The organism is Tautonia rosea, assembly GCF_012958305.1.
Lineage (GTDB): Bacteria > Planctomycetota > Planctomycetia > Isosphaerales > Isosphaeraceae > Tautonia > Tautonia rosea.
Genome location: NZ_JABBYO010000003.1, coordinates 425928 through 445017, shown reverse-complemented (window position 1 = coordinate 445017; position 19090 = coordinate 425928). Strand labels below are relative to the sequence as shown.

Annotated in this window: 12 protein-coding genes; 3 read left to right on the top strand and 9 right to left on the bottom strand. The window is 62.6% G+C overall.

All coding sequences use genetic code 11. The features are described 5' to 3' along the window. Positions 1-62: 62 nt before the first annotated feature. The 7 genes from HG800_RS07115 to HG800_RS07090 form a co-directional block, all read right to left on the bottom strand. Positions 63-908, bottom strand: coding sequence for an inositol monophosphatase family protein (locus tag HG800_RS07115; RefSeq protein ID WP_169975231.1), 846 nt, complete (start codon positions 906-908; stop codon positions 63-65). Beyond that, positions 895-4416, bottom strand: a complete 3522-nt coding sequence (locus HG800_RS07110) for a UvrD-helicase domain-containing protein (protein WP_169975229.1) — start codon at positions 4414-4416, stop codon at positions 895-897. Before HG800_RS07110 ends, HG800_RS07115 begins: the two co-directional genes overlap by 14 nt. After that, entirely contained in the window at positions 4413-5435 is a 1023-nt protein-coding gene (locus HG800_RS27270; protein ID WP_235963449.1) for a PD-(D/E)XK nuclease family protein, read from the bottom strand. The genes HG800_RS07110 and HG800_RS27270 overlap by 4 nt, the downstream gene beginning before the upstream one ends. Positions 5436-7650: 2215 nt before the next feature. Beyond that, the gene (locus HG800_RS27265; protein ID WP_235963377.1) at positions 7651-8634 is read right to left on the bottom strand and encodes an undecaprenyl-diphosphate phosphatase; all 984 of its coding nucleotides are present in this window, start codon (positions 8632-8634) and stop codon (positions 7651-7653) included. 56 nt (positions 8635-8690) lie between these two features. Continuing rightward, on the bottom strand, positions 8691-9281 hold the full coding sequence (pgsA, locus tag HG800_RS07100; protein WP_169975225.1) for a CDP-diacylglycerol--glycerol-3-phosphate 3-phosphatidyltransferase: 591 nt from the start codon (positions 9279-9281) through the stop codon (positions 8691-8693). Positions 9282-9354: 73 nt separating this feature from the next. Beyond that, the gene (gene rimO, locus HG800_RS07095; RefSeq protein ID WP_206352155.1) at positions 9355-10788 is read right to left on the bottom strand and encodes a 30S ribosomal protein S12 methylthiotransferase RimO; all 1434 of its coding nucleotides are present in this window, start codon (positions 10786-10788) and stop codon (positions 9355-9357) included. Between the two features lie 157 nt (positions 10789-10945). After that, entirely contained in the window at positions 10946-11827 is an 882-nt protein-coding gene (locus HG800_RS07090; RefSeq protein ID WP_169975221.1) for a sugar phosphate isomerase/epimerase family protein, read from the bottom strand. A gap of 180 nt (positions 11828-12007) precedes the next feature. On the opposite strand from HG800_RS07090, the gene HG800_RS07085 reads away from it, so the two are divergent. From HG800_RS07085 to HG800_RS07075, 3 genes are all read left to right on the top strand, one after another. Further along, the gene (locus HG800_RS07085) at positions 12008-12850 is read left to right on the top strand and encodes a Cof-type HAD-IIB family hydrolase (RefSeq protein ID WP_169975219.1); all 843 of its coding nucleotides are present in this window, start codon (positions 12008-12010) and stop codon (positions 12848-12850) included. A 60-nt stretch (positions 12851-12910) separates the two neighbouring features. After that, positions 12911-13840, top strand: a complete 930-nt coding sequence (locus HG800_RS07080; protein ID WP_169975217.1) for an NUDIX hydrolase — start codon at positions 12911-12913, stop codon at positions 13838-13840. A gap of 485 nt (positions 13841-14325) precedes the next feature. Beyond that, positions 14326-15444: a substrate-binding domain-containing protein gene (locus tag HG800_RS07075; protein WP_169975215.1), complete on the top strand. Its 1119-nt coding sequence runs from the start codon at positions 14326-14328 to the stop codon at positions 15442-15444. An 83-nt stretch (positions 15445-15527) separates the two neighbouring features. On the opposite strand, the gene HG800_RS07070 is transcribed toward HG800_RS07075, so the two are convergent. After that, on the bottom strand, positions 15528-16835 hold the full coding sequence (locus HG800_RS07070; protein ID WP_169975213.1) for a lactate racemase domain-containing protein: 1308 nt from the start codon (positions 16833-16835) through the stop codon (positions 15528-15530). A 205-nt stretch (positions 16836-17040) separates the two neighbouring features. Further along, positions 17041-18912, bottom strand: coding sequence for a glycoside hydrolase family 15 protein (locus HG800_RS07065; protein WP_169975481.1), 1872 nt, complete (start codon positions 18910-18912; stop codon positions 17041-17043). Between the last annotated feature and the right edge of the window lie 178 nt (positions 18913-19090).

Here is a 19090-nt window from a genome sequence, read left to right as displayed (position 1 = left end):
CATCCCCGATGGAGCCCCAGGAACGAGGGATCCACAAACCCAGCAGCCGTGGTCTTCGGAACTCAGCCCTCCTGTTCGGGAGCCAGGACCCGTAAGACCTCCTCGTGCAGGGACCGGTCACAGGTGCTCAGCAGACTTCGGCCCGAGAGAATACGGTTTCTTGAGCCATCGAGCGCAGAAATCACCCCCCCCGCCTCCTCGACACAGGGCACAAGGGCCGCGATGTCCCAGGGACTCATCAACGAATCCCAGGCAATGTGGAGTCTCCCCCGACAGACAAGCGCGTGCTGAATACAATCTCCCACAAACCGAAATCTCCGGGCCGACCGGATGAGGTGCGTGAGTCGAAACGGAATCTGTCCGACGGTCGCCTGGATGTCACTCGAATGGGGGCCGGTCGTGGAGGCATAGGCCTCGCTCAGTGGGACGGGAGGAGCCACTGTCACGCGCTCCGGTGGCTCGTCGGGTGACGGACGCCACCAGCAACCGGCCCCCTTGGCGGCAAAGGTTGTTTCTCCGGTGGCGGGTTGGTGAATTACACCGATCACCGGCTCGTCTCCTTCCACCAGGGCGACCAGCGTGCCGAACATCGGCAAGCCCAGAGCAAAGGCCGCCGTCCCATCAATCGGGTCGATGATCCACTGGCGATTGCTTCCGTTCCGGGCGGGTTGCTCGCCGAATTCCTCGCCGAGGATGCCATCATCGGACCGTTCCTGGCGCAAGAGGTCCCGGATGCGTTCCTCGGCAGCGCGGTCGGCCGCCGTCACCTCCGTTCCATCCGGTTTCCATTCGACCGCGCAGCGACGAAAAAAAGGGAGGATCGTCTCGGTCGCGGCAGCGGCCAGGGCCAGAGCCAGGGCCAGGTCGGGGTGATTCTTGGGGTCGATGGTCGAATCAAGAGCGGTCATGGTCGGCCTCGGATCGAGACGCCCCAGTCGATCGCTGGCGGACTGGTCGACTTCGGGAGCGAGCGGAAGAATCATCGCCGGTGATTGTACGAGAGAACCGCCGACGGTCGAGCCTCTGCTCCAGAGCGTCGTCCGGATCGGCCGAAAGACGAACGAGCCAACCCTCCTTAATCCGGCCAAGCCCCAGCCCCGGAGCGGCCCGTCCTGAGAGTACGAGCCGACGCTCTCCCCATCCCAACGGCGACTGCGGATGCTCCCAGACGATGAGGTTCCACGATCCCTCTTCACGAAACGCCAGATCAAGCTCCCCCCGATGCACACCGTCGATCGGCTCCGGGCCGGTTCCGTCTTCAAGAACTGTCCAGGAAAGCCTACCGACCCGAGCCTCGGCGGCCGCGATCCGACGGGCCAGCGATCCGGCACACCAGGGGATGACCAGATGTTTCGCCGCGTCGACCACGCGACGTGGTGATGCCGGGATCGTCGCGCGACCGGCTCGCTCAATTGCCGCGATGGGGTCGGCGACCCAGGCAGCATCCGGGTTGCACAGAACCCCTCGGATCAGGCGAAAGACCCGACTCGCAAAAGGAGGCAGCCCCGTTTCCGGCAGATGCTCGATCCAGGTCGGACGCATCACCGGAGTCGGGCGATCGGGAGCCGCTCCTGAAGTGGCCCGAACAATCGTTCGGGCAATCGTCAATCGATCCAAGCGTTTGCGTGTGACGGCATTCCGCAACGATTGCCGCTCCGGCGATCGTGTGATCACTTCAACTCGCGGAGCCGGCCAATCGTCCGGAATCTCGGCCAGCAACGACCCGTTCGTCAGATCAAAGCGCTGATGAATGCGCACCATTGCCGGGGAATAGGGTCGGTAGAACGATTGTCGAGACGATTCCTGACTGCGATCCCCGAGCAGCAGAGGCTTGTTCAACCCATTGGAAAGAATCAGATGACTGACCGCTCGGGTGGCAGCCACGTAGAAGAGTCGGTCGGCTTCGGCTCGCTCCTCACGATCCTCGGAGGCGCGGTACAACAGTTCGCCAAGCCCCCGAGGTGAGTTGTCCTGCCCAAAGCTCGGGGGGTCCTCGCCCGGCTCGGGAGTCGTGCGGACGATCGGTCCATAGCGATCATGCACGATCACTGACTGCGATCGAGGAGGAGCGGCACGATCGAGGTCAGGCACGATGACGATCGGGAATTCGAGACCCTTGGCCCGGTGAATGGTCAAGAGGCGAACCGCATCCCCTTGCTCGGTGTTCGTGGCGGCCTGGTCCTCCCGAGCGAGGGTCCGCAGATCGTTCCGGAGCCGGGCCACGAAATCGGCCAGTGGATATCCCCCGCGATCGTACGACCCCGCCAGACGGACCAGCTTGCGCACGTTAGCCCGTTTACGCTCGCCCAGCGGATCGGCCACGATCGCCGCTTCAAACCCCGATTCATCAAGCACATGATCATAGAGCGTTGCAATCGGAACTCGATCTTTGAGCGATCGCCAGCGATACAGGAGTTCTCGCGCCCGAATCGCGCGACGACGATCCGCCGGGCCAAGCTCGACGATCTGATCGGCGCTCCGGAGGTTCTGCTGCAAATCGGCCGGCCGATGGTCAGGTCGGGAATTGGCGAGCCAGTAGAGTCCCTCGTCGCTGATGCCAAAGAAGGGGCTTCGAAGGGTCGCTGCCAGGGCAAGCGGATCGAACGGATCTTCAATCGCCGCCAGCAGGTTGACCACGTCGAGCACTTCTTGCTGAGCAAAGAACGCCGAGCCATCGACGGTGTGATAATCGAGCCCCTCAGCGGCAAGCGCCTCCTCGTACACTCCGACGTTCGTCAAGGCTCGGAAGAGAATGGCGATGTCATTGGGTCGGGCCGGACGCCACCTGCCATCCTTCGGGTCCTGAATGGTCCACCCCTGCTCGAGTCGATCCGCAATGAGGCGGGCAATCCACCCCGCCTCGACCCGTCTTGTCGCCGTTTTCGATCGTCCTGAGGATTCCGGCTCATACGCCCAGAGGAACTCAACGGCTGGGGGGTCGTCCGGTGTCGAAAGCACGGCGCGTTCGGCTCGAAGGGCCTCCGAGGGATCCGTATACAGATCCGCGAAGAGCGCATTGACGAAGTGAATCACCCCGGGCACACTCCGGAAGTTGCCGGTCAACGAGAGCCGCCCCTCTTCCTCCAGACCGTCTCGAAATCGGGTAAAGATCGTCGGCTCGGCCCCTCGAAAGCGATAGATCGACTGCTTCGAATCACCGACCAAAAATAAACGACCCATCGCGGGATCATCCCCGGCCAGAGCCTGAACAATGGCGCCCTGGATCGGGTCTGTGTCCTGAAACTCATCGACGAGAAGCAATTCGATCTCTTCGCGAAGCGACGCGAGGACGTCGTCTCCACGATCGAGCAACAACGACAGGGCCTTGATCAGGAGATCATCGAAGTCGGCGAATTCCCGACGCCGTTTCAACCGATCCACCTCCTCCAGCGCCTCCCGAGCCAACGCTGCGAAACGAACCCCCAGCTCAGCGGATCGGCGGGTCAAATCCTCATCCCACTGCAGCGATTTCCGGGTGCGATCGACGGCATCGCGAAGCGTCTTGTAACCATCGCGCACACTCATGTAGACGTCAATTGACGTCCAGTGCTTTCCCGTTCCTCCTCCCGCAACCGTGGCATGGTCTCGAATCATTTCAAACGAAAGCTCCGGATGCGGAGCTTCGGGCAACAGAGGAATTTCGCTGAGCAGAACGGCTCGACGCTCGGCACCGACGGGGTGCTCACATTCATGGCTCCGCAGCAGTTCAAGCAGCGGACGGGCTTCATCCACGAATCGTTGGAGGAGCGACGGTTGCCCCTCGCTCAACCAGGCCGATTGCCAGTGATCAACCAACTCGGCAGGACTCAACTCGGCCCACTGGCCTGGGTTGGCCAGGGCTCGGCCGAGCAAGAGCGAGCGTAACCCGTTCCGAACAGCATCGAGCCCCAGCTCGACGGCCAGGGCGACGAGATCGGGATGCCCGGCGGCAAGCCACCGACGCATGCAGATTCGCAGTGCTTCATCCCGGAGCGTGGGGGCGATCGACTCCTCCAGAACGCCAAATTCCGGAGGCAACCCTGCCTGTTCCGGAAATCGCTTCAACAGTTCAAGACAGAATCCGTGAAAGGTGCCGATTCGCCCTGCTTCCAGTCCTCGAAGGACCCGTCGCCAGTGGTGAGCGTCGGTCCCTCCGGCGTTGATCCGGCGTCGGCACTCGGCCCGGATCCGGCCGCGCATCTCGGCTGCGGCCTTCTCGGTGAATGTCACGGCGACAAGGCGATCGAGCGCCATTCGATCGTTCAACGCAAGGACAAACCGATCGGTCAACACCCGGGTCTTTCCACAACCCGCGCCAGACGCCAGCGCAACGCTTACCTTTGCATCGAGCGCCCGTTGCTGCTCGGGAGTCGGCGGAGGGGACGAGGCCGCCTCGATCAGTACGAGACCTTCGGAAGTTTGCTCCGAGCCTTTCATCGATGGTCCTCCTCGCCCGGCTCACTCATCGTCGGGGCCTCGGGCCAGGGCTTGCGGGCCTGTCGGACCTGATGGAAGCGGCAAACGGTTCGGTAATCGCAATTCCGTTCGCAGTCGGGTTTCTCGAACTGAGCAGGCAACATGCCGCGTCGAAGGCGATCGACCAGATCAAGCACGAACCGAACGATCCGGTCGGGACCGGGTTTCCAACCCTCTCGGGAGAAGAGGTCGCCGTCCCGGTATTCGGCCAGTGTCACGAGCGGGGCATACCCCTTGCCCCGCAAGGCCCAGTAGCCGGCGTCGATCGCCCGAGGATTTTCTTCGGCTGACAAGGCCCGCTCAACCGCCATCGCATAGAGCGGAAGCTGCAAGGCCAGTCCCTCCTCCAGCTTCTTCCGGGAGGGGACTGAGCCTGTCTTGTAATCAATCACTCGAAAGAGCAACCCGGACGGATGCCGCGTCAGGTCGATCCGATCAATCATCCCCTGAAGCCGGACTTGCTCCTCACCTTCGCCCAGAACGAGGGCCGGGCCGTCACGGTGCTCCTCATCACCGAACGAGAATTCAAAATGCTCCGGAGCCAGATCACGCCCGAATAACTCTGAATAATGACGGAACTGGTCAGCATAGGACTTTCCGATCCGTGCCATGCGTTCGGCGTCAATCGCCCTGAGTCCCAGGCCCACGTCGGAGCTGGGCCTGACCTCACGCTCCAGTTCGTCTCGGACAGCCCGCTCGATCCGATCGGCGATTGCCTCGTCGAGCAGAATTCCGTCAGAGGGTGGTTCGTCGCGCAAACCCAGATGCAAACTTTCGAGTACCGCATGCATCAGGCTGCCGCCGGCGGTCCGGTCTTCCTCCAGTTCGTCGCGCTCCTCAATCGGATCAAGACGCAAAACATATCTGAGAAAGAACTGAAAAGGACAAAATGCCAGCGATTCCAGCTGACTGGCGCTAAAGGTATACGCCGGACCAAACTCGGAGGACAGCCGATGGATGATCCGAGGGTCGCGGAGCATCCCTTCGAATCGGCTGATTCCGTGTCGCCGAGGCCGCCAGGGAGGAATCCTGGACCGTCGCTCGTTGATCAGTAAGGCCGAGGCCGAGGCCCGAAGCAATGATCGATGTTCAGGAACCGATGCGAGCATGGCCAGTTCGCTCGGATCGTTGATCACCGCTCGGGCCATCGCTCGGACTCGGTGTTCCAGCGGTGACTGCGGCGTCGTTTCCCGAAGCGCCGGATCAAGCTTCCGGTTATCCCGAACCACAAGTTGCCTGACCTCATCAGACAGGAGTGTCTCGACCTCGACCAGGAACCCGGCTGCGAGCTGATCGACCCCTTTTTCATCACTTGTCGGATAGGCCAGGGTCAGACTCCTCTCTGCGGAGCCCAGCACGCGGAGAAATCGAGCCATCTCCCGACCAAACGCAGTCGGCTCTGAGGAGGCGATCGGTGTCTCATCAAAACGCAAACGCATCTGTCCCGCAGCACTTCGGCGGATGATCGGAGCCCTGGTTTCATCGTCGAGTTCGAGTCGCTCCTCCTCGTGCTCGGGTTCGGGTGCGTCGTGAGACTGATCCTCAGGATCCGCGGTCGGCCCCACGGAGGATCGGTTGGGGAAGGTCCCCTCGGCGAGGTTCGTGAGGAGAATGTGGCGCGTGAGCACTCCGGACGCCTCATCAACGGTGGCAAACCGGATGGCCCCGGCCGTTGGCGCCTCCGGGGCGGGCAAGTCCTGGAGAATCGCTTCGAGCTCGGCGACGAACGCCGACCAGGTCCACGATTCCCCCCCTTTCCCGAGTCCATCGAGCACCATCGCATGATCATCAAGTGCGCCGAACAGATGCCCAAGTGCGGACTCTGATTCGGGATCGAGCCCCAGATCAATCGCCAGCCCTGCCAGGCGATCGACCTGTTCCGACCAGGAACCGCTGACAGCCACGGCCTTGAGGGATTCAGATAGACGCTCAAAGACCGGCAGGGCAATTCCGCCCAACCACGCGAGGCGTTGACGATGGCGGCGAAGGTAATCGGGCTTGGAGGTTGTTTCGGTTCCCGAAGGTGAGTGATCAACCATCTGGCCCAGGGCCTCGGCGATGGCATCGTCACCTCGGTAGACACGGGCCTCGCGCAGGGCAGCGGCAGTGGCAGCAAGGGCCATCGGATGCGCTCTGGCCTCGTCCCAGTCGGGGCGGATCCGGCCATTTCGGAGCAATCGGCCGAGGAGTTCTGTGTCCCAGTCCTCGACCGGCACGGTCATTGCCAGTTTCAGGGCCTGAACTGCCGCGTCGGAACCGATGGGCCGATCGCTCCCGGTGGCGACGGCCAACCCCCAGGCCCGGAGCGTTTCGACGGCGATCGACGCCTGCTCATCCCAGGATCGGACAAGAATCAGGAGTTCCTCAGGTGGTTCCCCCCTGGCCAGGCGTTCGCGAGCCCAGACAGCCGCAACACGGGCCAGACCCTCTCCGGTCGAGGCTCCCTGAAGCGCGAGTCCCTCGGCTTGATCGACCCGAGCCTGACCATCCTCCCCTTCTCGGAACAGGTGTCGGTCGAGCGAGACAAGCCCGGCAGGGCGATCATCGGACGGCTCGATCGACGTTTCAAGGAACCCCCACGCGAGCATTCGTTCGCGAAATCGTGCGGCCGGAGCATCAACCTCGGCGCGGGACAGATCTCCGTCAAAGGTCAGGACCAACCCAAACTGAGCGATCGAGTGCCGCATCGCGTCAATAGCAAGCCGGACGGGACGATCCTCGGTTGGAGGTTCCACCACGACCAACCGATCAACCGATCCCCAGGCCCGGGGAAGTGTTCGGGTCAGGTGGAGCCAGCTGGCGTAATAGGACTGTAAGCCCGCCTCATCCACGGCCCCAAGTCGCGCAAGCACATCTTGATAGCATTGGTAAACCGCTCGAACCTCGGCCTCAACCGCGCCGATGGGCGGGGGAAGGTCGGTCGGTGCCCGACCTGCGGCCATCCATCGAGCAATCCGACGGAAGACTCGGCGGCGAAAGCCCGAGGAATCCGCCACCGACGTCGAAACGGGCAAGGCTCCGTTCCCCCTGGCTTGCTCGATGGCCGCTTTCAAGGCAGCCCGAACTCCGGCCGGAGCCAGGCAGAGGGGCCCTCCAGGGTCGCCGGTCCGGAGGTCGTGCCAGAGATCGGCCCAGCAGAAGACTTGGTCAGCGGGTGACCGGACGGGAGCCTGTGCGAGCCGACGGGCCAGGCGGTCACGAGCCAGGGGAGTCGGCACGATCCAGGTCGTCGCCCGCCCCTTCGGTCCCCGGACCCGATCGAACCAGGCCGACCCCACCGGGCCAGTCCAAAGTCGCCGATCGGTGGCCTTGCCCATCGGTCATCTCCCTCGACTCGGTGCTTCGCCCGGTCATCGCCACAGTCCCCAGCACCACCACCGAAAGCAGCACCAGGTATACAGAAAAATACCAGAGTCGACCCGATCGGACAATCCGAACCAGCCAGACAATCGCACCATACCCAACAATCCCCGAGAGGATCGTCGCGAGGACAGTCATCTGAATGACCTCGGGAGCAAGGGAATCGATCCGGAGATCTTTCCCGACCAGGACCGACGCCCCGAGAATCGCCGGGACATTGATCAGAAGGCTGAAGCCTACGGCCCAGGTGCGCGAGAACCCCAGCGCCAGGGCGGCGGCGATGGTCGAACCGCTCCGGCTGATGCCTGGTGTGATGGCGAATGCCTGAGCCAGGCCTACGAGCAAGGCGTCGACCCAGGTCGTCTCCGCGGGTCCCTTCAACCCCGCCTTCATCCGAGTGGTCGAGAGCAGCAAGGCCGCCGTTATAAGGAACGCAAAACCGGGGACGAGGATGTTCTCGAAGGCTTCGTCCACAGTCCTCTTCAAAGTCAGCCCGACGACGACCGCCGGCAAGGTCGCGACACACGCCAGGAACCCGCTCCGCACAACAATTGCGCGGGAGGGGGTTTCCCCGACACCGCCTCCGCTCAACAACGCCCGGGCTCCTGACCACATCACACGGCGATAGAAGACCAGGATCGCCAGCAAAGTCCCTAGGTGGAGCATCACGAAAAAAAAGAGACCATCGGGACGATCCTCGACCTCCCCCAGCGAGTGAAAGAGGGAGGACGCCACCGCAAGATGCCCACTGCTGGAAACCGGCAAGAATTCCGTCAGGCCCTGGAGCACTGCCAGGGTCAGGGCTTCGAACCAGGTCATGGGTCGGTCACTCGGGGATCAGACAAGGAAACGAAGGCATTCGAATCGGAACACCATCACATATTGCGCAGCTTCGGCGCTGCGACGGCCAGGTATTCCACTCCACTATAGATCGTCAAAAGCACGGCAACCCAGATCAGGAGATCGCGACTGATCAGAACCCAGGTGGCCGGGTCGGGGCTGAGGGCGAGGGTCAGAAGCGCGGCCACGATCGCCGCACACTGAACAACCGTCTTGAGCTTGCCGGCCATCTTGGCACCGAAGGCCACCCCTTTTCCTTCCATCATGCTGCGAAGCCACTGAATGACCAGCTCTCGGACCACGATGACCGATGCCATCCAGGCCGCGACGCCGCTGCCGGGAATGGCAACCAGGAAAATCAGGACCGAGGCAATCAAGAGCTTGTCGATCATGGGATCGAGCTGCCGCCCGAAGGCTGTTTCCTGCTTCAGCAGTCGGGCCACATAGCCGTCCAGGGCGTCAGTAACAGCCGCGATCAGGAACAGGACTAACGCCGGAATGTACCAATCAACTTCGATCAGCCAGAGCGTTGCCACCCCGAAGAACAAGCGAGCCACACTGAGCGCGTTCGGGATGTTCACAACCCCGATCGGCTTGCTCGCGCTGGGACTGGCCTCAACTCGCATCGCGGATCCTCTATGCAATCGAAGGAAACGTCATCGCATGAGCGACTGATCTTCGAGGGACCGTGATCGCTGGTCAACCCGGCAAGATGGTAAAGGGAGATGCCGGAGGGAGTTTTTTCGCCCTCGGCCGAGGTCGGTTCTTGCGCTTCGGGGCAGCTCCCTCCACCGGCCGGGCGACCAGATCATATCCTTCGGTCAGGAGGATCTCGCAAGGAATCAAGTCCCCTGCCCGCAGGTTCCGGTCGCGGACGAAGACAAGGCCGTCAACATCGGGAGCGTCCGCGTAGGATCGCCCCACCCAGACCCCCGGCCCGAGATGGGAGGGTGCTGGGCCGTCAATCAAGACATCAAGCGTTTTTCCGACGAGTGAGGCGTTGAAGTCAAACGCGATGGCCTGCTGGGCCTCCATCACCCGATCGCGACGATGGGCCTTGATGTCGTCGGGCAGGTGGCCGGGAAGCTTGGCGGCCGGGGTATCGGGTTCGAACGAATAGGGGAAGACGCCGAGCCGTTCGAACTTTGTCTCCTTGACGAAGTCCAGAAGTTCTTCGAACTCTTCGTCCGTCTCGCCAGGGAAGCCGACGATGAAGGTTGTTCGCAAGACGAGTCCCGGCATCACGTCGCGAAGGCGCCGGATAATCTCGACCGTCTCGGCCCGCGTGTGGCGACGGTTCATCATCTTGAGCATGCGGTCGTTGATATGCTGAAGCGGCATGTCCAGGTACGGAATGATCTTTTCAGACGAGCCGAGGACTTCGTACAACTCATCGGTGAAGTAATTTGGATAGTTGTAGAGAATGCGGATCCAGCGGATGCCGTCGACCTGGTCCAGTTCCTGGAGCAACTCGGCCAGTCGGGGGCGACCGTAGAGGTCGACACCGTAGTAGGTCATGTCCTGGGCAACGAGGTTCAGCTCGACAACACCGTCGGCGGCCAGCTCCTTCGCCTCGGCCACGACGGCCTCGATCGGTTTGGTCAGATGCTTGCCCCGCATGTACGGAATCGCGCAGAAGGTGCAAAAGCGGCTGCAGCCTTCGGAAACTTTCAGGTAGGCCAGGTGGCGGGGGGTGATCCGCAAGCGGGCGGTATCGTCCATCGCCCGGATCGGGGCGGGATTGAAGATTGAGCGTTGCTCGTCGAGCCCGCCGAGGATGCGGTCGGCCGCCTTGACGATTTCTTCTCGACCGAACACGCCGATGACCTGATCAACCTCCGGAACCTCTTCGAGCAGCAGGTCTTTCTGACGTTCGGCCAGGCAGCCGGCGACGACCACCCCCCGGACCTGTCCGGTGGCCTTGCGATCGAGCATTTCGCGGATCACGGCCAGGCTTTCCGCGCGGGCGGCGTCGATGAATCCGCAAGTATTAACGATCACCAGGTCCGCACCATCGGGAGCCGCGACCGGTACGTAGCCGTCCTGTGCCAGTAGACCAAGCATCCGCTCGGAATCGACGGTGTTCTTCGGACAGCCAAGGCTGACAAAATGGAAGGTTCGATCGGTTTTCATCTGGTCGGGAATCATCCTCGCTCCGCGTTTGAAGTTCCAACACATGATACGGGGTTGGGGGGATTCCCGCCAAGACCGGGACCGTGAGGAAAGGCAATTCGAGCGTTCATCACCTGGGTTCGTCGGAGATTCGGGATCACACGGACCACTTCATCGATCAGTGATTCTCGTCGATCGATTCGAGCAGGCGCGTCAGGCCGTCGAGGTTGGCCCGAAGCTGGACCTCGGCATCGGCCTCGGGGACATGGTCGAGGATACCGATCGGTCCGGACCAGCCGCTGGAACGAATCGTCTGGAGCAGCCGGGCATCCTCTTCCCCCTCGCCGATCACAAGGATTTTACGGCCCTTCGCCTCGCCATCGCGGTCCATGCCGTTGAGGTTTAAGGCGAGCAGATGGGGTTTCATCGTTTCAAGCAAGGTGGGAAAGCGGTCGAGGTGCGGGTGACCGTGATGCAAGTTGTACACGATCCCGACGTTCGGCAGGTCGAGGGCCTTGATGATGGCGACCTGGTTTTCGGGCTCGCCGAACCACCCGCCGTGATTATAGAGGGCCACGGTGCATCCGATCTCGGCGGCGGCCTCGGCAATGGGGCGAATGCGATCGGCCTCGGCGGCAAGGCGGGCGGCCTGGTCTTCGGGAGAGGTGGTCGGCTCGCCTCCACCGGTCACCCAGAGCTGGGGGGTGAGCTGGTGCTCGGCAAGGGTGTCGAGGAAGAACCGGGCGGTGTCGTCGAGCGAGGTCGGGAACCAGAGGGCGGTCAGCTCGATTCCGTGGCGGTCGAGGGTGTTCAACTCCTCCTCGAAGGTCGGGAGGTGTTCGGCCCGCCAGTCGTAAGCAAGGCGACGAAGCTCAAGGCGGTCGAGCATCGCGGCCCGCTCCTTGGGGCCTCGCTGGGAGGCGTCGAACGGAACGATGCACCAGGCGACGAGATTCCCGCGATCGAACAGGTCGGCCGGTGGCGGAGTTTCGGCTCCCGATGGGGCGATGAGTAGCAGCGCGGCGGCGACGGGGATCGTGAAGAGGCTCGCGAGGGTCATCGTCGGAGGCTCCGAGAAGGGTCGGGAGAGTCGCTCGTTGGGACCTATCATACGCTCGAACTGGAACGGAGAGGGAGAAGCAGGGTGCTGTGATTGCCGGTAAGGGACCGTCGGCCTACGATGGTTGCATCGCTCAACCGGCCGAAGTCGCTTCTCCCCATCGTCCCGAAGAGTCGGACCATGCCCTCGTACAAGCTGCTGGCGCTCGATGTGGACGGCACCCTGATTGGCAAGGATGGCGTCTTGCGGCCCCGGACGGCAGCAGCGGTGGCTCGGGCGGCGGCGGCGGGAATTCAACCGGTCCTTTGCACCGGCAGACGCTATCGAAGAGCCTTGCCGATCGCTCGACAACTGGGCCTTGATGCGCCGGTTGTGTGTAACTCGGGGGCCCTGGTCAAGGAAACGCGCAGCCACGCGACCCTCTGGCGGGCTGACCTGGGATTGGAGCTGACCCGAGCCGTGCTGGAGGTCTTGCGACGCCTGGGAGAGCCGGCCGTCTCGATCGTCGATCACGAGGAAACGCCTCCGGACTTCCTCATCCCCGCCCGTCCGACCGGACGGGTCCTGTTCGATGAGTACGTCGAGCGAAACGGACCGTACGCTCTGGTCGATCCGGACTGGATGACCCGGCCCGATCAAGGGGATCACTTCCACCTGTTTGCCGTGGGGGAGCGGGAGGCCATGCTGGAGGTCGAGGCGGCCCTGATCGAAGCGGCGCCCGCGATCCTGAGGACCTTCGTGCTGCATACATCGGCCTATTCGGGAACGATGTGCGAGGTGTTGAACACGGAGGCGAGCAAGTGGTCGGCTGTCCTGCACCTGGCCGACCGTTGGGGAATCGACCCGTCGGAGATCGTGGCGGTCGGCGATGACGTGAACGACCTGCCGATGATCGAAGGGGCCGGGCTCGGTGTGGCGATGGGTCAGGCCCCCGAAGCAGTTCGGCAGGCCGCCGATCTTGTGGCGCCGACGTTTGAAGCCGACGGTGTGGCGAGTGTGATCGAGGAGGTCCTGCTTGGTTGAGGCTCCCGAATGGGTCAGGGATCGGCTATCGTACGACGACCCTAGCGACGAGGCCCACCCATGAGCGCATCGACCGAACCCCAGCCGCCGCAGCGAGATCGAGCCCAGGCCCAGGCGTCGTGGAGCCGGGAGCCGGAGGGGGACTCGACCCTCGAATCGAACTGGCTGATAACACTGCGTCGGGAACGGTACCGATCGCGCCGCTCGGGAATCGCTCATGACTTCTACGTGGTTCACCTGGCCGATGCGGTCAATGTGATTGCGTTGACTCCGGAGAATCGCTTGATCCTGGTCGAGCAGTTCCGGGCCGGATCGGCGACGGAGAGCCTGGAGCCTCCCGGCGGGCTGCTCGACCCCGGCGAGGACCCCATCCAGGCCGGGGCTCGGGAACTTCTGGAGGAAACCGGATACGCAGGGGATCCGCCGATCGTGCTGGGGACCGTCTGGGCGTGCCCGTCGCTGTTGACCTCGCGAATCACGACCATCCTGATTCGGAACGCTCGGAAAGTCGCCGAACCGAACTGTGACGAGGGAGAGGAGTTGCGCCTGCACCTCGTTCCGTCGAGAGAGGTTCCCGCCCTGATCCGCAACGGGAAGATCGGCCATGCGTTGGCCATCCAGGGGTTGCTCTGGTGGCTCGTCTCGGAGCTGCCAGGCACCCCCTTGCAGCAGCCCGAGGTGTACCAGGCGAAGGACCGACAACTCGGTCTCCGGACCGTGATGGGGATCGTCGCGGTCTTCGCGCTGGCGTTTGGGTTGATGCGGACCCTTGGTGAAACGGGGACCCTGCTGATCCTTCCCGTCTTGCTGCTTGTTCCTGCGTATGTGCTCGTGGTTCGCTTCGTGGACCCGATGCCGAAGACGGTTCTGACCCGGTCGATGGCTCGGCTCGGACGGCGATCACTGATTCGAGCGCTGGCGACTCTTGCCGTGACGCAGGTGCTCTGGATCAGCGTGGCGTTGATCGCCCGGCTACTGAATCTGGTCTGATCCGGAACGGGTTCTGGAACGCTCCGGAGCGCTGACTGTAATTGATCGAAATTGCTTTCCGAGATTGCGGTTGCGCAGATTGAAATGGGTTCGTTCCGTCTTGGAGCGCCCCCGAAATGGGTTCGTTTCGCGCGGAGGAGCCTTCGTGGTTCGGTTCGATGCAGGAGGCGTCGGGGATGGAAGCGTTGAGGAGGAAGTGAGGTGCGCATCGAGGGAGAACCGGCTCGAAGGAAGCGGAACAGAAGGAAAAGTCCACGACAAGAGTATCGAGAAAAGAGACGGGGGCAGTCACACAAATCAGCGCCAGGAGGAGTAGCCGGTGGCAGTGGCATCGGGAGGGAGATTGCGTAGAATACGCCTGTAGGATCGGCACCGAGAACGGCGAGGACAGATCGAAGGAGATCCGGTCAGGCCCCCCTCGAGGCTCGATTCCAAGGGCAAAGGAACGAACGGTGAAGGTTCCCGGTCGGAGGATTGATTCCGTGATGAGCCGGTCCGCCGCGGCGATGTGGGTTTGGGTAGCCCTCTTGCCGGTTGTTCTAGTCGCGGGTTGTGGAGAGACGCAAGACGAACGCAACCCTCCTGCAACGAGGGAGAAAGGCGGTCTTTCGGGGCCGGCGGATCTGCCAGCCATCCCGAAATCGGGGACCGGGTCGCCTCGGATCACGTTTTTGCTGCCGAACCAGCCGAAGACGCAGCCGTTGATCTGGAAAGAGGCGGCACAGCTTGACGCCTCAAAGCAGAATGGAATTTTCACGGTTCGGACCGCTGGTGACGGAGAATCGATGGCGGAGTTCGTCCGCCGAGTGAGCCAGGAGGGCACATCGGCAATGGTCGTCGTGGTCGATGATGCCGAGACCCTTGGTCCCGCGATTGCCGAGGCCAGGAGTCGCGGAATCCAGGTCGTAACGATTCTCGACCAAGTGACCGCCGACGGTGATCCGGTGCCGGTCATCGTCCGGGGCGATTATGGGATCGCCGCTGAGACGTTGGTCGAGGCTGCGGCAACCGACGCGACCGCCCTGGGCAAATCGTCCGAAGGTCCTGCCCTGGTTGTGTACACGGAGGATTTTCCCGAGGCAGATCGCCGCGCTCAGGCTCTGTTTGACGCACTGTCCGAGGCAGGGATCGAGACGATCGGAGCCGGCCCCCAAGCTGTTTCGGGAGGTCAGTATGACGTCGGGAACATGGTGCTGGAGACGTTGAAGGAACGACCGGAACTGGCCATGGTTCTGACGGGAGACGATACAAGTTTTCTCGGCTCGACGATCGAGCGGAGTGAACTGCCCAAGGGAACGGGAGTGTCGGTGGCGGGGTTCCTGGTGGACCCGCAGAGCTTCGACATCGTGCAGGGATCGTTCGCCTCGGCGGCGGCCTTCGCGGACGATCGGGTGCTCGGCATTCTTGCCTATCGGAACGCGATGAGCCTGGCGAAGGGAGAGACCGTGCCTGATCGGATTGTCGCCCCGATGCCCGTTCGACGCGCTCCAGGCCCGCCGGCCTTCGGCCGGCTCCGGTTTGATCTCAACCCCGAGGATGCCCCGCTGGAAGGGTTCGACCCGACCAAACCCATCCAGAGAATCGAGTCGGAAGTCAAGGACTGACCAGAGCTACAAATCGTTCGAAGGTTGATCCCGGCGATCGCAAGGGAGGGACACCAAGCGGCTCCTTGGTGCCCCGCTCTCGGTCAGGCGGAGACGTATGCGCCGGAAGCGCGACGGCCTCGGACGCTGTGGGGAAAGAGGGATTCCTGATCAAGGGTTCCGGCCTCGTCGAGCGGGATCGACTGGAAGTCGGTTTCGAAGCTGAGGTGGGGGTGAGCCTCGACATCGGCCTTGAGGGCGGGAGTCACCCAGAGGTGATCGACCTCAAGGGTGTTGGGGATGAAGACGACCCGGGCCTCGTCGGGGGAGATCCGCCAGCAGGTTTCCAGGCAGACTCGGAGGACCTCCTGATCGGTCGGCAAGGTGATCGGAATCCGGGCACGTTCGAGGAAGCAGGAGGTGAGGACGTTGATCCGAAACGGTTCGGGGTCCATCTTCTCAACGATCCGCTCGGTGGCCAGGTCGGCGAAGCCGACGCCGACGATATTGCCGTGGCTTTCCTCGGAAACATCGAGGACGGCCAGGCGAGTGACCTTTGGGCGGTCGAAGTCGGGCATCGTCTCGACCATCAGTCGGCCGATGACGTTGGGGTCCATGCCGGCTCCGGAGTAATTCTTACCGATCTCTCCGACGACGAGCACGTCGATCTGATCGAAGGGCAATCGCCCCATCAAAGCTCGGGCTCGCTGCAAGAGTTGAGGCTCGATGTCGAGGATCGTGTCGGGATCGACAGGGACGATCTCAGCCGGTTCGTCCTTTGCGTTTTCGAGGATGGCAAGGCCAAGCGCGAAGGGGGTGTTCTTGATCAGGAACTTGCCCACGGCCGGGAGCACCTCCCGCATGCCGGTGAGGCCAAGCTTGTGAATCTGGCTGGCCCCTTCGCGCTTGCCGAGGCCGATGACCATCATCTTGAGGATGCCCGACTCGAACTCGCTGGTGAAGTCGGTGTGTGGTTTGACGCGGTTGAGCAGAACGATGCCGTCGGCAGCCAGGGCGTTATTGTCGAAGTGGATGGGAAGGCCGATCGGGCTGGTGCCGATGACGGTCGTTTCCATGTCGGTCTTCACCTCGACGCCAAGGCGATCGGGGGTGATGCCGTACTCGGCCAATAGCTCGCGCTGCCCTTCGGAGGTGTTGCCACCGTGACTGCCCATTGCGGCGACAATAAAGGGGTGGAAGCCCATCGCCTTGAGTTCGTCGATCGCCGCCTTGGCAATGACGAAGATGGTGTTGATCCCTCGGCTTCCGACCCCAACCGCCACACGCCCACCGGCCGGCACACGATCGGTGATCCGGCTTTCGCGGATCAGGCGGCGGACGGTGCCAGGAATGTCATCGACCCGGGGCTGAGGAACGGACTGGCGGACCTGGGCGATCGGCGGGAACTCCATCGGGCGGACCTCATCGGCAACGGAGAGCGGGGGATCAGGCGGGAATTGCCTGTCGTCGAAACACCTTTGATCAGAACGGGCCTTGCCCGGACCGATGCGAGGTGGCGTGACGATGCGTACTCTCTCATTAGAATCGGCCGATCGAGGCTCGGCAAGGCAAGCGGACCGACCCGGAGTGTTGCGAGCGGTCGGGACCGGTACGGTATCAGGTCCCCTGGCCAAGATTGCGGCTTTCGGCTTGGATCGCTCGGGAAAGCGTGACTCCGGAGGTAATCACCCCGACGTGGCTGAACGCCTGGGGAAAATTGCCGAGGAACCGGCCGCTGGAGGGGTCGATTTGCTCGGAAAGCAGACCGACGGAGTTGGCGCGAGCACACAGCGAATTGTAAAGGTCGAGAGCCTCGTCGATTCGTCCCTGGAGAGTCAGGTTATCGACGAGCCAGAAGCTGCAGAGGAGGAATGCCCCCTCCTCGCCAGGCAAACCATCGGGTGATCGCTCGGGATGGTAGCGGAACAGGAGTCCGTTTCCGGCATCAAGGGTACGCCGAATCGCTTCGGTGGTGGCGACCATCCGAGGATGATCAGCGCGGAGAACCCGACGCAAGGGAAGCGTCAGGGCACTGGAATCGAGTCCACTGCGCTGCTTGCCGCCGATGTGTTCGGTCAGGGCGTTTTGCTCGGGGTCCCATGCCTCTTCGAGGATGGTCTGGCGAAGATGGGCGGCATCCGTGCGCCAACCGTCGATGTCGCCGGGGAGGTTGAGTCGCTCCGCAATCCAGGCACCGCGATCGAGTGCAACCTGACAGAGCGCAGCCGAGTAAGTAAAGGGTCGACCTGACGAGCGGATTTCCCAGATGCCATGATCCGGCTCGTTCCACTCGGTGCGTGCCGACTCGATCAAGGGGAGAAGGCGACTCCAGAGCCCTTCACTAATCTGTCCTTCGAGGCGGACCCACTGAAAGGCACAGTCGATGATCTCACCGAAGACGTCGTGCTGACGTTGATTGGCAGCGTCATTGCCCCATCGGACCGGTGCGGAGCCTCGATAGCCGGTCAAGGACGGATCTTCCCACTCCGACTCAGGTTGTCGGCCGTCGATTGTGTAGAGCACTCGGGGCCGACCCCCGTCCCGGTCAATGATCTCGAGTACCCAGGCGAGGAAGCTTCGTGCCTCTTGTGTGACGCCGATCCGTCGGAGCGCGTAAACGGAGAACGCGGCATCACGAATCCAGGCGTAGCGGTAGTCCCAGTTGCGGACGCCGCCGATTTGCTCGGGAAGCGAAGAGGTGGGGGCGGCCACAATGGCGCCGTTCTCGACATTGTCCATGAGCTTCAAGGTGATTGCCGATCGTCGGACCAGCGATGCTTGAGGACCGGTGTAGGTCAGGCATCCTAGCCAGCGTTTCCAGGCTTTAATTGTGTCGTCGATGGCCTGTAACGGGGGGGTGGATCGGTCATCCTTCTCAACCCCATTCCATCGAAGGGTCAGGTTGATTCGGTCACCCGCCTTGAGCTCGAACACGGTGTGGGGGCCATCGAGCGGGCGATCGGCCCGGAGGTGCAAGATGATCTCGGGACGGTCAGGGTGCCAGATCTGCCACGATTCGCCGTCGCGATGGAGGTGGGCTTGCTCGCGAGGGGCGATCGAAATCCGGAGGCGAACGGTCCCCTCCAGAACCTCGACGCATCGAACGAGCTCGCCCCGGGCGGCCTGGGCGTCGTCAGCGAGGATCGAGCCTCGGTGAAACGTCAAGGCGTCGAGCACCCGGACGAGTCCGGTCGGACAACGCATTTCGGTGGCCAGAATCCCGGTCTCGTCAAGATACGACTGTCGAGACGCTTGGAGGCTTTCGGGGGCGACGATGAAGGCCCCGCCCCGTTGCGTGTCGAGGATTCGGCAGAAAACGGGAGGGGCATCGAACCGAGGAACGCAGAGCCAGTCGATCGCCCCGTCGCGACCGACCAGCGCTCCGGTCATGCCGTCGCCGATCAGGCCGTGATCTTCGATTGGCAAGTTCCCTTCGATCCACTCAAGGGGTTTGAAAGGTCCGAAATGGAGCTGATCGGTCCAATCCATCATTGGTTTCCAACGGTTGAAGTCCAGGCATCGAGGGACAAACATGAGGTCTTGAGGCGGTGTCGGACAGATTGTCTCGTCGCACTCAATCAATTGCCATCGATGATTCGAGCCTCCCCGATGCAACATCCGTGCCGTTACGACGATCACAGCCACAACCCCTGGAGAGCGGGTTGAC

Excerpts from the sequence above, each read along its gene's own strand:
- HG800_RS07115 (WP_169975231.1), bottom strand. The coding sequence starts at position 908 with ATGACCGCTCTTGATTCGACCATCGACCCCAAGAATCACCCCGACCTG.
- HG800_RS07110 (WP_169975229.1), bottom strand. The coding sequence starts at position 4,416 with ATGAAAGGCTCGGAGCAAACTTCCGAAGGTCTCGTACTGATCGAGGCG.
- HG800_RS27270 (WP_235963449.1), bottom strand. The coding sequence starts at position 5,435 with ATGCTCCGCGACCCTCGGATCATCCATCGGCTGTCCTCCGAGTTTGGT.
- HG800_RS27265 (WP_235963377.1), bottom strand. The coding sequence starts at position 8,634 with ATGACCTGGTTCGAAGCCCTGACCCTGGCAGTGCTCCAGGGCCTGACG.
- pgsA (WP_169975225.1), bottom strand. The coding sequence starts at position 9,281 with ATGCGAGTTGAGGCCAGTCCCAGCGCGAGCAAGCCGATCGGGGTTGTG.
- rimO (WP_206352155.1), bottom strand. The coding sequence starts at position 10,788 with ATGAAAACCGATCGAACCTTCCATTTTGTCAGCCTTGGCTGTCCGAAG.
- HG800_RS07090 (WP_169975221.1), bottom strand. The coding sequence starts at position 11,827 with ATGACCCTCGCGAGCCTCTTCACGATCCCCGTCGCCGCCGCGCTGCTA.
- HG800_RS07085 (WP_169975219.1), top strand. The coding sequence starts at position 12,008 with ATGCCCTCGTACAAGCTGCTGGCGCTCGATGTGGACGGCACCCTGATT.
- HG800_RS07080 (WP_169975217.1), top strand. The coding sequence starts at position 12,911 with ATGAGCGCATCGACCGAACCCCAGCCGCCGCAGCGAGATCGAGCCCAG.
- HG800_RS07075 (WP_169975215.1), top strand. The coding sequence starts at position 14,326 with ATGAGCCGGTCCGCCGCGGCGATGTGGGTTTGGGTAGCCCTCTTGCCG.
- HG800_RS07070 (WP_169975213.1), bottom strand. The coding sequence starts at position 16,835 with ATGGAGTTCCCGCCGATCGCCCAGGTCCGCCAGTCCGTTCCTCAGCCC.
- HG800_RS07065 (WP_169975481.1), bottom strand. The coding sequence starts at position 18,912 with ATGGATTGGACCGATCAGCTCCATTTCGGACCTTTCAAACCCCTTGAG.